This is a genomic window from Vibrio nomapromontoriensis (genome assembly GCF_050337205.1).
Taxonomy (GTDB): domain Bacteria; phylum Pseudomonadota; class Gammaproteobacteria; order Enterobacterales; family Vibrionaceae; genus Vibrio; species Vibrio nomapromontoriensis.
The window spans coordinates 65,892-81,667 of sequence record NZ_JAKJSS010000017.1 but is presented as its reverse complement, the minus strand read 5'-3'; the positions used below and the strand labels follow the sequence as shown (position 1 = coordinate 81,667).

Here is a 15,776-nt window from a genome sequence, read left to right as displayed (position 1 = left end):
CTTAGATTCTTCTAAGAAAAAGCAGTGGTACTTTAATAGACCGGGCTTTTTCTCATTTGTTCCCTTAAAAATGATCTTTTTTTAAAACTTTTTCGATCTTTTTATTAAATACATACCTTTCAATAACTTATGCGACATTCATTTTTGCGATAATTTGCTCTGCTAGGTTCACTTCTAGCGCTACTTCATCACACGCATGTTGTCTTGGGCATTGATCGCAGTCCTTTAGCACTTTCTCAGGCAATAACGTCTTCGATGTTGGTATGAAGTCATGCTTCATAAAGAACTCAGGGGTACGCGTCAGTACAAAGACTTTCTTAATTGCCATCTTACGGGCTTTCTCAACTAAGTGCTGAACAATCGCGGTACCTTGACCTTGACCTTGCCAGCCAGCTTCAACCCCTAGAGAACGAACTTCGGCTAACCCTGAGTCATACACATACAAGGAAGCACAACCTGTGACCTCACCATGGTGCTCTGCGACAGCAAAGGAGCCAATATCACGCACTAACTCGTTACGATTCCTCGGTAAATTCTCACCTTGGTTTGCCCAATATGCCACCATGCTTTCTAGTGCATCAATGTCGGTTAGACGAGCTGAGCGAACTTTCACCGCCGAGTTATCTCGAGAGCTTAGACGTTTCTCCGCTTGGTCCACGGCGTAAGCGACTTGTTGAGGTGCGACCCCACCCAAAGCGTTACGCTTCTCAAGGCAGCTTTCAATGGTAAGAATATCGTAAACATCTTGCTCAATGACTGGCGAGAACTCTTGCAGTTCAGCGATGGAGAGCTCTTCTAGTGCGCAGCCTTTAGCAATCGCACTGACAACCGCCACACCGACAATATGGTGTGCTTCACGGAAAGGAATACCTTTTGCTACCAAGTAGTCAGCAAGCTCTGTCGAGTTGGCGTAACCTTGCTTCGCCGCTTCTAGCGTACGGTCACCATTCACTTTGATGCCATCGAAACAAAGCGCCGCCATTTCCATGCAATCATTCCATGTATCGAGCGCATCAAACAGGCCTTCTTTGTCCTCTTGCATATCCTTGTTGTATGCCAGTGGTAATGCCTTTACCGTCATCATCATCGCCGCAAGCGAACCGTAAACACGCCCGGTTTTACCACGAATCAGTTCCAGTGCATCGGGGTTTTTCTTTTGTGGCATTAACGATGAACCAGAGGTTACCGTATCTGCCAATTCGATGAAGTTGGATTCACCTGAATTATAAAAAATCATATCTTCTGCGAGACGAGAAAGATGCAACATCGAAATAGAGGCGATCGACATTAACTCCATCACATGGTCACGATCGGAAACAGAATCTAGACTATTGCGCGTCGCACGACGAAAACCTAAGTTATGTGCTAGCTCTTCACGATCCATTGGATAAGCAGTACCCGCTAGTGCACCCGAACCCAGCGGGCAAGTGTCCAAACGCTTAATGGCATCTTCCAAACGAGAGTAATCACGTTCAAGCATTTCCACATAAGCCATACACCAATGAGCAAATGTCACCGGCTGAGCACGCTGAAGGTGAGTATAGCCAGGCAGTACTGTTTCTTGGTGTGCTCTCGCCACATCCACCATTTGGGTTTGTAGTCTATCCAAACCGATTAAAAGCTGTTGCCCTTGCTGGCGACACCACAATTTAAGGTCAGTCGCCACTTGATCGTTACGTGAACGGCCTGTGTGCAGCTTTTTGCCTAAATCGCCGACTTTGCTGATCAGTTGCTGTTCAACCCAGCTATGAATATCTTCCGCATCGGAGCGTAAAATCTGCTCAGGGTCTTCCATCACTTCAAGTTTCAGCTCGTTCAACGCCAATTCCAGCTTTTGCTGCTCATCAACGGTTAATACATCCACTGAAACCAGTGCCTTAGACCAAGCAATTGAGCCGACAATGTCTTGCTCAGCTAATCGATAATCAAAGCGTAATGAGTCATTAAAGTCTTTGAATCTCGTATCTGCTGCTTGGGTAAATCTTCCGCCCCATAATGCCATTGTCACTCTCCTAACTGCTCGGTATTCACTGCTTGTCTAACGATGGAATCTAATCAAAGTCAGTTTGTTTTTTTGATAGGTTCAACTTACGGCAAATCAAAAAGAAAATAAAGTAAAAATTCACTTATTTCACATAATTATTCACCGCAATTCCATATTCTTGTTTTCTTTATCCTTATAAAACAAGAAACCCACTTGCACTGCAAGTGGGTTTACCTTAATCCAAATCGCCTATGTTGGCATTATTTGTTTTTCTACACTTTATTATTTATTTTTCTTCACTTCATTCAATGCGCGGATACGGCTTGAAAGTGAGTAAAGACGGATGAAGCCTTCGGCATGGCTTTGGTCATACACTTCATCTTCTCCAAAGGTCGCAAATTCTTCACAGTATAAGCTGTTGTCTGAACGCTTCTGAGTCACCGTCGCTTGACCTTTGTAAAGCTTGATAACCACTTCGCCATTTACGTCTTGCGCAAGCTCTTCCGTTGCGGCAAGAATTGATTTGCAAAGCGGTGTAAACCAACGACCATCGTAAACAAGGTGAGAAGCTTTCACACCCAACTCTTCACGGAATTCGAACGCCGCTTTATCAAGAACCAATTGCTCCACAGCACGCAACGCTTCCATCATGATGGTGCCACCTGGAGTTTCGTAACAGCCACGAGACTTCATGCCTACTAAACGGTTCTCAACGATATCAATACGACCAACGCCATGTTTAGCACCCTTTTCATTAAGGTAAACCAACGCATTGTATGGCGTCATCGTTTCACCATCGACCGCAACCACTTCACCTTTAGCAACTTGTAGTGTCACGGTTTCAGATTCATTTGGTGCTTGCTCAGGGTCAACGGTCCACGCCCAGCAATCTTCATTTGGCGCATTCCAAGTATCTTCTAAAACGCCGCCTTCTGTTGAAATATGCCATGCGTTAGCATCACGAGAATAGATCTTAGTTAATGAAGCACTACACGGGATGTTACGCTCTGCTAGGTAATCTAGACATTCTTCACGGCTAACTAGATCCCACTCACGCCATGGCGCAATAACATGTAGATCAGGGGCAAGCGCAGCAAACGCACCTTCAAAACGTACTTGGTCATTTCCTTTACCCGTACAACCATGACACAACGCATCTGCGCCAACTTTACGTGCCACTTCCACTTGCGCTTTGGCAATAATAGGACGAGCCATTGACGTACCTAGTAGATACTTACCTTCATAGTACGCCCCTGTTTTTAGGGTTGGGTAAATGTACTCAGCAACCATCTCTTCTTTTAGGTCAGCGATATAACATTCAGACGCGCCTGATGCCTTGGCTTTTTCTTCGATGCCATTAAGCTCTTCTTCACCTTGGCCCACGTCGGCGACAAACGCCACAACTTCACAGTCGTAATTCTCTTTTAGCCACGGAATGATCACAGAAGTATCAAGACCGCCAGAATAGGCTACAACAACTTTCTTTACGCTTTTCTTGCTCATGGTTCTTTCTCCTAATGTCCGAGCCTGAATTGGCGGTCAGTATCTCGGGTTTTAAATATAGTTTTTTCTTTATTCATGTTACTGCGCGGCGAATGGCCACTCAGTCTTAATTCGGGACGAATTGTGTACCGATGCTTTTACCAGCAAACAAATCATTCAATTTTTCTGGGTAACGCCAAGTTGCGACTTCGATAGGACGACCTAATTCACTGGCTGCCTGCAACGCTGCCTGAACTTTCACAATCATGCCGTCAGTAATCACATGCCCAGAGATTAGGGCGTCGGCTTGCTCTTGAGTCAGGCTTGGTAATAAATGCCCCTTGCCATCCAACACGCCGCTCACATCGGAAAGTAGCACGAGCTCTGCATCCAGTGCGCCCGCAACCGCAACCGCTGCTTGGTCGGCATTCACATTCATTAGTTGACCGTGGTTGTCTAAGCCGATCGAACTAATAATAGGTAGCGCACCTGTTTTTAAGATGGCTTGCAGTACCGCAGGGTTTCCTGGTTTGGCATTGCCAACGGCACCAAGTTCAGGATCGAGTTCGACCACTTCACATAGGCCGCCATCTGCAAGACTTAAACCCACTGCATTTAAACCCGCTTTAATCGCATCACCTTGCAGTAGTTTGTTCGCCGTCCCCGCAAGGGCGCCAGCAATCAGCGGGATTTGATCATAAGGAGTCACACGCAACCCTTGTTTCTTCTCTGTTGGCAGATTAAGTTTCTGCATCAGTTCATCAACAAGGTAGCCGCCGCCATGTACAATCACGATGTCGCGTTGAGCTTGTTTTTTATAGTTTGAAATCGCTACAAACAGTTGATTCAACGTCTTGGTACAAGAAAGTGCCGCACCGCCTAATTTAATCACCAATGGTAATGGCGTAGATTGTTGTTCCATCATGCTCATGCTTCTCTCCTCGCCCTATACCAGCGATGTCAGCTGGGAAAATTGGTTTTTAATATTTAGACACTGCATCGCTTGGCTTGACGCGCCTTTTAGTAGATTATCGATCGCCGATACGACAATAATATGTTGACCTTGTACCTTCCAACCGATATCACAAAACGGCGTGTTCTCTACGTCTTGAATTCTTGGAATCGTGTCACCTTTAATGCGTACACAAGGTTGCTCGGCATACGCTTCCTCAAAGGCGTGTTGTACTTGTTCCGCCGTGGCGCCATCCGCTAGCTTCATGGTAATCGTGGCCAAAATGCCACGCTTAAAGTTGCCTAAGTGCGGGTTAAAAATCACCTCGCAACCCAAATGCGTCGCCATTTCAGGCTGATGTCTATGGGTAAACAATCCATAAGGCTGCAAGCTCACTTCACAAAAACTATTACCTGTTGTCGCTTTACGACCGGCCCCTGTCACACCACTTGTGGCATTAATGACAGGCCAAACTTGCGTATCAATCAATTTTGATTCAACAAGTGGTTTAATCGCTAGCTGCGACGCTGTTGGGTAACAGCCTGGCACCGCCACCAGCTGTGCGGTTTGAATATCTTCTGCATTCCACTCTGCAAGACCGTAAGCCGCTTTATCAAGCCACTGAGCATGCTGATGCTCAAAACCATAGTACGTGGTATAGAAATCATCGCCTTTCACACGGTACGCACCAGATAAATCGAACACTTGGCAACCTTGCTCAAGAAATATTGGAGATAAGTCGTGACTCACTTCATGGGCGGTTGCTAAAAACACCACATCACATTCACTGGCGACTTTGTCGACATCGACAAGCGGTTGGATACCCTCATCCACAATGCCTGCTAATTTGCCGTGTACCTGTGAAACCAATTTACCTGCATCGACACTATTGGCGGACACGTATAAACCTGATAGCGTAAGCTCCGGGTGTTTGGTGACCATCAGAGCCAGTTCTGCTCCTGTGTAACCGGTGGCGCCAATAATGGTGGTTTTTAGCATCTATCTACATCCATTTCAGTTAGACTTGAACATATCAATCATTGACTATAAATCTAAAAAAACAGTCAATAAATGATTTTTTATTCATTAATTTTGATTTAATATGTGTTTTACCGTCTTATAGTTAATCTGTCAACAGTAGAAGTGAAGATAATATGCAATTGCCAACGTTCTTAGAGGTCTACAAGGGCCTAATCAGCACCCCTTCTATCAGTTCGACTGATCCAAGCTGGGATCACGGCAACGAAAAAGTCATTGAGAAACTGGCCACCTGGATGAAAGATCTTGGCTTTCAAGTTGAAGTGGAAGAAGTTGAACCGAACAAATTCAATATGATTGCCAAAAAGGGCCAAGGTGAAGGTGGACTGCTGTTAGCGGGTCACAGCGATACCGTGCCGTTTGACGAAGGGCGCTGGAGCTTCAACCCCCACGATCTTACCGAAAAAGACAATCGCTTCTATGGCCTAGGTACGGCGGATATGAAAGGCTTCTTTGCCTTTATCTATGAAGCGGTAAAAAAGATCGACTGGAGCAAACAAACCAAGCCCCTCTATGTCCTCGCCACTTGCGACGAAGAAACCACCATGCTTGGTGCGCGCCACTTTACTGATACCGCCCCTTTCAAACCAGACTATTGCATCATTGGTGAACCCACTAACCTTGTACCTATCCGTGGACACAAAGGGCACGTTGCTAACGCCATTAGAGTGACAGGCAAGTCCGGCCACTCGTCTGATCCCGCACTGGGCGTCAACGCCATCGAAATCATGCACGAAGTCATGTACGCGATGATGACGCTACGTGATAAATTGGTGAAAGAGTATCACCACCCTGGATTCGCTATCCCTAGCCCCACACTAAATCTCGGCCACATCCACGGTGGTGATAGCGCGAATAGAATCTGTGGCTGCTGCGAATTGCATTACGATGTCCGCCCACTACCGGGAATCAGCCTAGATGGCCTAGATAATATGTTAAGAAGTGCACTAAAAGAGGTAGAAGCAAAGTGGCCAGGACGCTTAACCATTACCGCACTGCATGAGCCTATTCCAGGCTATGAATGCGACCATCAACATCCTTTTGTTGGCGGTATGGAGCATCTATGCAACACCCCATCTGACACGGTCAATTACTGCACCGAAGCACCATTTTTGCAAGCGCTGTGCCCAACGCTAGTACTAGGCCCTGGCTCAATTGATCAGGCACACCAACCCGATGAATTTCTTAGCCTAGACTTTGTCGACCCAACCATCAATATTCTTGCTAAAGCCATCAATAAATATTGCTTTGAGTAAGGCAATTTGACTCAAATCACTCACACAATGTAATAAATTTTCAACATTGCCGATTGGCTGGGTGTTGCTGTACAATTATTCAGCAACACTTCAGCATCGCAACAATCAACAAAATCATTACCCTAAATCAATAACGAATTCGATGAAAAAAGGCATGCTACATTAAGCAGTTAAAGGTTTGCATGCGCTTTTCATTCCAATGCGATTATTGCAAACATGGATTACTTTATTTGACTACGCCTAGCATTTTTCGCTAGATTGTTAAGCTGAAACGGAATAATGGATGTAGTTAAATTACAAGGCAGGATGACTATGAACGAAAAATACGCCCCATTGAAAAGCAATGTTAGGATGCTTGGGCACTTGTTGGGGAATACCATCAAGGAAGCACACGGAGAGGCGATTTTAGAGAAAGTTGAAAAAATTCGTCAACTTTCCAAATCCGTTGTACGTGCAGGCAATGAGGCCGATCGTGAGATTTTAATCGATGAGATTAAAAGCCTGCCTAATGAGCAATTAACGCCAGTCGCTCGTGCATTTAACCAATTCCTCAACCTCACCAACATCGCCGATCAATATCATACGATCTCACGAAGCTGTGAGGCTGATGTCTGTGAACCCGACCCAATCTATACGTTGTTTTCGAAATTAAGCCAAGAAAACATCAGCAAGCTCGATACTGCACAAGCGGTTCGCGATCTTAATATCGAATTGGTACTGACCGCGCACCCAACAGAAATCACCCGTCGTACCATGATCAATAAACTGGTGAAAATCAACGAGTGTCTCTCTAAGCTTGAACTCAGTGAAATATCAGATAAAGAACGCAGCAAAATCGAGCGCCGCCTAGAGCAACTTATCGCGCAAAGCTGGCACTCTGATGTTATTCGCCAGCAACGCCCAACCCCGCTTGATGAAGCTAAGTGGGGCTTTGCCGTTGTCGAAAACTCCCTATGGGAGGCCATTCCTGAATTCCTACGTGAAATGGATGATCGCCTGAAGAACTATTTAGGTGAAGGATTACCCATTGATGCTCGCCCAGTGCATATTTCTTCATGGATGGGTGGCGACCGCGACGGAAACCCGTTTGTAACGCACAAGATTACTCGTGAAGTCATGCTACTCTCTCGCTGGAAAGCAGCAGAACTTTACCTACAAGACTTCCAAGAGCTCATCACTGAGCTGTCTATGGTGAAATGTAACGACCACGTTAGAGATCTTGCAGGTGAGCAACACGAACCTTACCGAGCGATTCTAAAACCAGTCCGTAAGTTGCTGGTGAATACGCTGGAAGTACTGGAAGCGCAAATCAATCACCAAGATGTGCCAAACAAGCCGATTCTTGAAGACAGTGCACAGCTGTGGGAACCCCTATTAGCGTGTTACCAATCACTGCGCGAAAGCGGCATGGCCATTATTGCTGATGGGTCACTTCTTGATACTATCCGCCGCGTGAAAGCCTTTGGCGTTCACCTGGTTCGCTTGGACATTCGTCAAGAAAGCACACGCCACTCAGACGTGATCTCTGAGTTGACTCGTCATTTGGGTCTTGGTGACTACGACCAATGGAGCGAGCAAGATAAAGTTTCTTTCCTTATCAACGAACTCAGCTCTAAACGTCCACTACTACCTCGTGACTGGGAGCCGTCAGAATCTGTACAAGAAGTGTTAGATACTTGTCGTGTGATTGCCTCTCAATCACGTGATGCTTTTGGTGCCTACGTCATCTCAATGGCGCGCACCGCATCTGACGTTCTGGCGGTTCACCTGATTCTGCAAGAGTGTGGCTGTAAATTCCGTATGGATGTATGCCCACTGTTTGAAACGCTTGAAGATTTAAACAACTCAGAAGCGGTGATGAAGCAGCTGTTTGAGATTGATTGGTACCGTGGTTATATCCAAAATCACCAAATGGTGATGATTGGCTACTCTGACTCGGCGAAAGACGCAGGCGTGATGGCCGCAGGTTGGGCGCAATACAGTGCAATGGAATCTCTGGTTGAAGTCAGCGAACAAGCAGGCATTGAAATCACCCTCTTCCACGGTCGTGGCGGTTCGATTGGTCGTGGTGGTGCGCCTGCACATGCCGCACTATTATCCCAACCACCAAAGAGTCTAAAACGCGGTCTACGAGTCACTGAGCAAGGCGAAATGATCCGCTTTAAACTCGGACTCCCTGAAATTGCCATTAACAGTTTCAACCTGTATGCCAGTGCGATCCTAGAAGCAAACTTGCTACCGCCGCCGAAGCCAAAACAAGATTGGCGCGATCTCATGGAAGTGTTGTCGCAAGTCTCTTGTGATGCCTATCGTCGTGTTGTTCGTGATGAACCAGACTTTGTTCCTTACTTCCGCCAAGCAACGCCGGAACTAGAACTGGGTAAACTTCCACTAGGCTCTCGCCCTGCAAAGCGTAACCCTAACGGCGGTGTAGAAAGCTTACGCGCTATCCCATGGATTTTCTCTTGGAGCCAAAACCGTCTTGTGCTTCCTGCCTGGTTAGGCGCGGGTGAAGCGATTCAGTACTCTATCGATAAAGGTCATCAAGCCCTGTTAGAAGAAATGTGCCGCGAGTGGCCATTCTTCTCTACTCGCTTAGGCATGCTAGAGATGGTGTACACCAAGTGCAACATGGAAATCTCACGCTACTATGACCAACGTTTGGCTGACCCAGAGTTACTACCATTAGGCGACAAACTACGCGCACAACTGCAGCAAGATATTAAAGCGGTATTGAACGTAGAAAATAACGATCACCTCATGCAAAGTGACCCTTGGGGGCAAGAGTCTATTCGTCTACGTAACACCTATGTTGAGCCCCTCAACATGCTGCAAGCCGAACTTCTCTATCGCACACGTCAGAGCGAAGAGACAGAAACTGAGCTAGAAGAAGCGCTTATGGTGACCATTGCTGGCATCGCAGCTGGCATGCGAAACACCGGATAGGCAGTATAATATTTCAAAACAAAGACAAAAGGTCGCATTTTGCGGCCTTTTATTTTACCAAAGCGCCTTACTGAGTCTTTTGTTAGTTCTTTTCTAGTGATACCAGCCTCTATTCCACTTAATGCTTATAAAGTTCTATATAATTAAATCCTGTTGTCCGATAAAAATAATAAAAGTAACTATCGGCGACATGGGTTGTGTGTTCATACAACCTCCTAGGTGACAAAGGCTTATAAAGGCGACTGTGTTAACCACACAGACCATGCTTCTTACACAAGACCATTCTAACTTTTCAACTGATGAACGTTAGCTTTGGCCGCGTCACAACTTAGATGACGGTAACAAGCGCCATAATTACTATTAAGTTATTGATCTGGATTTTTATCATGTCACTACCACACGTTATCCTTACTGTATTAAGCACTCGCGACGCGACTGGCTACGACATCACTAAGGAATTTTCTGCAAGCATCGGATATTTTTGGAAAGCGAGCCACCAACAGGTGTACCGTGAATTAAACAAAATGGCAGACAAAGGTCTTGTGACTTGCAAATTAGAGCCACAAGACGGCAAGCCTGATCGCAAGGTGTACTCCATTACCGAATCTGGACGTGGAACCCTCAGTGATTGGTTTGAACAACCAACTGTTCACCCTACAGTCCGTGACGAGTTCTCAGCGAAACTCGCAGCCTGTGCGGTTCAACCTTCAGCCGCATTTCGTCTACAACTAGAAGAGCTGATTGAAGACTCTAAAAAGCTGGTTGCACACTACCGTGAAATTGAAGCGGCGTACTACGCAACGCCAAGCACGCTAGATACTCATGCTCGTTTAGAGCGCCTAACACTGCGTCGTAACCTATTTTCACGTCAAGCTTGGTTAGACTGGGCAGAAGAGACACTGGCTGAGCTTGAAGCTATCGCTTAATGCAATGCTTTGAAGCTAGTACTTGGTTATAGGTCAACGCCTTTAAGCCTAGGCTACTAAAAACAAAAAAAGCGCTGGATTTGCATCCCGCGCTTTTTTATTGTTTTTCTGCCTACTTTTGCCAATGACTCTACGATTAATTGGCAATGCTTACGTGCACTATGCCCCTTGTGGACGCACACCTAATGTATGGCAAAGTGCATACGTCATCTCTGAGCGGTTAAGCGTGTAGAAGTGGAAATCTTTTACTCCTTCACGACTCAACGTTCTAACCATATCGATCGCTTGGCTTGCTCCCACTAACTGGCGCGTTGTTGGGTCATCATCTAGACCTTCAAACTGCTTCTGCATCCAGCCAGGCACTTTTACTTTATTCATTGCCGCAAAACGAGACGCTTGCTTAAAGTTAGACACCGGCAAGATACCTGGAACGATTTCAGCATCAATGCCAGCGGCCACACAGCGGTCACGAAATCGAAGGTAGCTCTCAACATCAAAGAAAAACTGAGTAATCGCACGGTTAGCACCCGCATCAATTTTACGCTTTAGGTTCAGCAAATCAGATTGAGCACTTTTGGCTTCTGGGTGTACTTCCGGAAAGGCTGCCACCGAAATATCAAAATCATGACGCGACTTAAGTAGCTCAACTAGATCAGAAGCATACATATCCGGCTGACCGCCGCCTTCTGGGATGTCACCACGCAAAGCGACAATGCTCTGAATACCATTCGCCCAGTAGTCATCAGCAATATCAATCAGCTCGCTGCGAGAAGCATCAATACACGTTAAGTGAGGAGCAGCGATTAAACCCGTTTCATTTTTTATCTCTTTAATGATGGAGTGCGTACGATCTCGCTCACCTGAGTTAGCGCCATAAGTTACAGAAACAAACTTAGGCTTAAGCGCTTTCAAACGATGGACAGACTTCCAAAGCGTCTCTTCCATATTCGGTGTGCTTGGCGGAAAGAATTCAAAAGAAACATTAATATTGTCCGAAAGCTCAGCAATATTTTGGTTTAAGGCATCAATGTGCCCAGCATGCGTGTATCCCATGGTTCTCTCCCTAAATTGCCAAAGTTGGTTATCCCAGCCAACCTTAGACTAAAACCTGTCTGTCATTAAAAGTGATAAATCTAAATTTGTAATTTTTTGACGTTTAGACGTCTATATGTCTGTAGAATGAAATGAATGGCATTTAAAGTCAATAGCATCACAATGAATTTTTTTCATGTTGAACGTTAGGGAAATTGAAGATGCGTGACGTTAGAAACAAAATCCCCCCTGTATACGAAAATAAAAGGGGGGATTGAACAGAGGTAACAATTAATTTAGAAGTAGCACAATTAATTTAGAAACAGCAACAATCAATTTAGGAGAAGCAACTCCCTATTGAGAAGCAGCAACACCGGATTTAGAAGAAACTCGATATTAAATTTAAGTCCGACTGAATCGCTCCCGCCGTCACTTCTCGTCCTGCGCCAGGACCTCGAATCACTAATGGGTTATCTTTATACCACTTGCTTTCAATCGCAAAAATGTTGTCACACGGCAAAAGGTTAGCAAGCGCATGCTCTTTAGATAGCGCCTCAATGCCGACACGAGCCTTACCAAAGCGATCTAAGCGCGCCACATAGCGTAGCACCTTATCTTCTCTCTGTGCTTTGTCTAGACGCTCTTGAAGCAATTCGCTCAGTAACCCAGACTGCTCAAAGAAACCATCCAGTGTCAGCTCTTGTAGTGCCTCTGGAACTAAAGACTCAACCACAACACTATCGGGTTCAATATCCAAGCCCGACTCACGAGCCAAAATAACCAGTTTTCGCATCACATCAGAGCCATCTAAATCCGAGCGAGGATCGGGTTCAGTTAACCCCTGCTGCCACGCTAAGTCGACTAACTCAGCAAATGGCACGCTGCCATCAAATTGCTGGAACAACCAAGATAAGGTGCCAGAGAAAATTCCCGACAGCGCCACAATATCATCACCACTTTCGCGCAAATCACGCACGGTATGGTTAATAGGTAAACCCGCACCTACGGTGGCGTTATATAGCCAATGACGGCTAGTTTTCGCGAAAGCATCTTGCACGCGATGATAATCAGCACTTGGTGCTGAGCCCGCAACTTTGTTTGCAGAAATCAGATGAACGCCATGTTCTGCAATGGATACGTATTTTTGTGCCAGTACTGGACTCGCCGTCACATCCAGTACGACGGCTTCATCATAACCATGCAGTGCGGCAATTTGCTTGAGCCAGCGATCGCCTTCATGGGCTATCGCTTCATCTTTATAACGCTCGAGCACGGTAAGTTCATCCAGACCGTTTTCATCAAACCAATAGCTTTGACTGTCGACCACCGCCACGAGATCAAAGCTCATGCCGCGACGTTTTTCGAGTTCAGGTTTTTGCTGCTTGAAAAGCTCTAACCATGAAGAACCGATATTACCTTTACCACATAAGGCAACGGCAACACGCTTCTGAGCTTGAAAGAGTTGAGTATGAACCGATTTCACCATCGGCATCACATCGGATCGACGCAGTACAGCCGCTAAACTCAGGCCTGAATCCGCTTCACAGAAAAATTCCACCGGAGCGTGTTTCAACTGTTGGTAAAAGCCAAAGCAATGATTGGCATTTTTCGTCACACCAGCGCCAACCGCCGCAAGCATGGCAAAGCCTTCTTTCAGCTTAATTTCCGCTTCAATCGCCAAATCTTGCAATTCATTGAGCGTCCCTGAGGCAATCTCTGGGGTGTACGCTAGACGCAAACGCGATTGGTCGGCCTGCGCTTCAAAGGCTAACGGTTCGAGTTGCGCTCGCTTTAAGCCATTTAATACTTCCGCTTTGGCACGTTCGAAATCATGACCGTTACCAAATGACAACTCTATGAGTAGCACTTCTTCTAATGAAGTAATAATTTTGGCACCGCGACCTGATGCCAAAACACGCTCAATTCGCGTGGATCCAGATTCAGGTAAATAACTGCAACGTAAGTTCAGATCCATGGTGCTTTGCGCCACAGGTTGAAGGGTACGGCTGTGCAATACTGGCGCCGCTAGACGCGCCAATTCGCTCGCTTCATCTAGTCGTAATAACGGCAACAAACACGCATCAGACACCACTCGAGGGTCAGCACTGTAGACACCAGCCACGTCACTCCAAATAGTCACGCTCGCCACTTCCGCTAACGCACCAATCACGGTCGCCGAATAATCCGAGCCATTGCGACCCAGTAACACCGTTTCGCCATCACTGTTTTGTGCCATAAAGCCAGTAATCACCACTCGGTGATGCGCATGCTGAGCTAAAACACTTTTGATCAGTGGATAGGATTGAGCGCGATCCACCTCAGGCTGAGCGCCAAATTCAGCACGCAAAAATGCGCGGGCATCTTGCGCTACGGCAGGTAAATCATGTTGTCGCAACAATGCAGCTAGCAATCGAGAGGACCACACTTCGCCATGACCTAACACGGCGGCTTTCTGAGCTTCGGTTAATGGCGCAACTTGTTCACCTAGTGCACTAAATTCATCCGCTAGCTGGGCGCGTAATGCCTCGGCATCTTCACCTTCAATCAACGCCTCAACCAACTCCAATTGAAATTGTCGTAACGCTTGGAGATGTTCATGAGCCACGCGACCGTCTTTGTTTAACGCGTCTAAAAAGTCGATTAAACGGTTAGTGGTTTTTCCTGCGGCCGACACCACAATAAGGTCATCAGAGTGAGAATAATCTTTTAGAATCGATACCACACGGCGATAGCACTCAGGATCAGCAAGACTGCTGCCACCAAATTTATGTAATTGCTTCGTTGTTGGTACGTTAGTATTACTCATTGCCGTCGTTACCCTTCAAACGTTCTTGCTTTATCAAAAGCCTGTTGTAAGTCTTCAATTAAATCTTGCGCATCTTCTAAGCCTACAGACAAACGTAACAATTGTTGTGACACGCCCGCCTCTGCAAGCGCTTCTTCACCCATTGCGCGGTGGGTCATAGAAGCAGGGTGACAAATCAAACTTTCCACGCCGCCCAATGACTCGGCAAGAGAAAATAGCTCAAGTTGACCAACAAAGTACTTGAGTTGCTCAAAGCTACCGGCAAATTCAAAGCTCAACATAGAGCCAAAGCCCGATTGCTGCTTTTTAGCAATCTCGTGACCTGGGTGCTCGGGTAGGCTTGGATGATAAATAACTTTCACCAAGGCTTCATTTTGCAAATAATCGAGAATCACTTGTGAGCTCTCTTCATGAACACGCATACGCGCGCCTAAAGTACGAATGCCACGTAGCGTCATGTAACTATCAAACGGTGTACCCGTGGCACCGATGCAGTTGCCCCACCACGCCAACTCTTCGGCATGCTCTTCGGTTTTGGTGATCACCACACCGCCAATCACATCTGAGTGGCCATTGATATACTTGGTGGTTGAATGAATAACAAAGTCTGCGCCCAACTCTAAAGGCTTTTGGTATACCGGTGTCAAAAAGGTGTTATCAACGGCCACCAGCGCGCCAACTTGTTTGGCTTTTTCACATACTCGAGCAATATCCACCACGCGAACTAGCGGGTTAGAGGGGGTTTCAAGTAAAATAAGCGTCGGCTTTTTAGCGATCGCCGCATCTAATGCCGCCTCATCACCTTGATCGACAAATTGAACCTTGAAATCGCCTTTTTGAGCGCGAGTATTAAATAAACGATAAGAGCCGCCATAACAGTCATGTGGCGCGATAATAAGATCGTCAGGCCCAAGAAATGCCGATGCCCACAAATTCAATGCGGATGTCCCACAATTGGTCACCACCGCCCCTTTGCCTGATTCCAACTCAAATAATGCTTGCTCTAGCAAACCACGGTTGGGGTTACCAGAACGGGTATAATCGTACTTAGGCACGTCGCCGAAAGCAGGAAAGCCATAATTGGTAGAAAGGTAGATAGGGGGTACGACAGCGTGGTGTTGAGTATCTGACTCGATACCCGTTCGTACCGCGATGGTCGCTGGCTTCCGATTGCTCATAGAAACATCCTTTATTAACGCGCGCAAAGTGAAGACTAAATAGGGTTTTCATCATGCTTGAACCGACAGGGAAAAGCATCAATCTTTGAAAAAATTAACAGTCCGTTAAACTAAGCCCCACTTTACTGCCCATTTTGTGAGACGTCAACACTTCTAGACGTCTATATGTCTTTGCT

At 46.3% G+C, this 15,776-nt stretch carries 10 protein-coding genes; 3 read left to right on the top strand and 7 right to left on the bottom strand.

Annotated features, from left to right (window positions below; all coding sequences use genetic code 11):
• Nucleotides 1-127: 127 nt before the first annotated feature.
• From argH to argC, 4 genes are all read right to left on the bottom strand, one after another.
• Nucleotides 128-2,002 carry an argininosuccinate lyase gene (gene argH, locus L4D05_RS20275; protein WP_428795117.1) on the bottom strand — a complete coding sequence of 625 codons (1,875 nt, stop codon included), beginning with the start codon at nt 2,000-2,002 and terminating at the stop codon, nt 128-130.
• Between the two features lie 264 nt (nt 2,003-2,266).
• A complete protein-coding gene (locus L4D05_RS20270) occupies nt 2,267-3,487 on the bottom strand; it encodes an argininosuccinate synthase (RefSeq protein WP_428753994.1) in 1,221 nt (406 codons plus the stop codon).
• A 106-nt stretch (nt 3,488-3,593) separates the two neighbouring features.
• On the bottom strand, nt 3,594-4,388 hold the full coding sequence (gene argB / locus L4D05_RS20265; RefSeq protein WP_428795148.1) for an acetylglutamate kinase: 795 nt from the start codon (nt 4,386-4,388) through the stop codon (nt 3,594-3,596).
• A gap of 24 nt (nt 4,389-4,412) precedes the next feature.
• Nucleotides 4,413-5,417, bottom strand: coding sequence for an N-acetyl-gamma-glutamyl-phosphate reductase (gene argC, locus L4D05_RS20260; RefSeq protein WP_428795116.1), 1,005 nt, complete (start codon nt 5,415-5,417; stop codon nt 4,413-4,415).
• A gap of 155 nt (nt 5,418-5,572) precedes the next feature.
• Here argC and argE point away from each other — a divergent pair, with 155 nt between their 5' ends.
• The 3 genes from argE to L4D05_RS20245 all read left to right on the top strand — a co-directional run bounded on the left by argE (nt 5,573) and on the right by L4D05_RS20245 (nt 10,584).
• Nucleotides 5,573-6,712: an acetylornithine deacetylase gene (gene argE / locus L4D05_RS20255; protein ID WP_428795115.1), complete on the top strand. Its 1,140-nt coding sequence runs from the start codon at nt 5,573-5,575 to the stop codon at nt 6,710-6,712.
• 312 nt (nt 6,713-7,024) lie between these two features.
• Complete coding sequence (ppc, locus tag L4D05_RS20250; protein ID WP_428753989.1) at nt 7,025-9,658, top strand: phosphoenolpyruvate carboxylase; 2,634 nt, start codon at nt 7,025-7,027, stop codon at nt 9,656-9,658.
• Between the two features lie 386 nt (nt 9,659-10,044).
• The gene (locus L4D05_RS20245) at nt 10,045-10,584 is read left to right on the top strand and encodes a PadR family transcriptional regulator (RefSeq protein WP_265676732.1); all 540 of its coding nucleotides are present in this window, start codon (nt 10,045-10,047) and stop codon (nt 10,582-10,584) included.
• 159 nt (nt 10,585-10,743) lie between these two features.
• Here the strand turns inward: L4D05_RS20245 and metF are convergent, their stop codons facing one another.
• The 3 genes from metF to L4D05_RS20230 all read right to left on the bottom strand — a co-directional run bounded on the left by metF (nt 10,744) and on the right by L4D05_RS20230 (nt 15,600).
• Nucleotides 10,744-11,637 (bottom strand): methylenetetrahydrofolate reductase, encoded by an 894-nt coding sequence (gene metF, locus L4D05_RS20240; protein WP_265676731.1) that lies wholly within the window; start codon nt 11,635-11,637, stop codon nt 10,744-10,746.
• Nucleotides 11,638-11,995: 358 nt separating this feature from the next.
• Nucleotides 11,996-14,422, bottom strand: coding sequence for a bifunctional aspartate kinase/homoserine dehydrogenase II (locus L4D05_RS20235; RefSeq protein WP_428753988.1), 2,427 nt, complete (start codon nt 14,420-14,422; stop codon nt 11,996-11,998).
• Nucleotides 14,423-14,430: 8 nt separating this feature from the next.
• Nucleotides 14,431-15,600: an O-succinylhomoserine (thiol)-lyase gene (locus L4D05_RS20230; RefSeq protein WP_428795114.1), complete on the bottom strand. Its 1,170-nt coding sequence runs from the start codon at nt 15,598-15,600 to the stop codon at nt 14,431-14,433.
• Nucleotides 15,601-15,776: the final 176 nt, after the last annotated feature.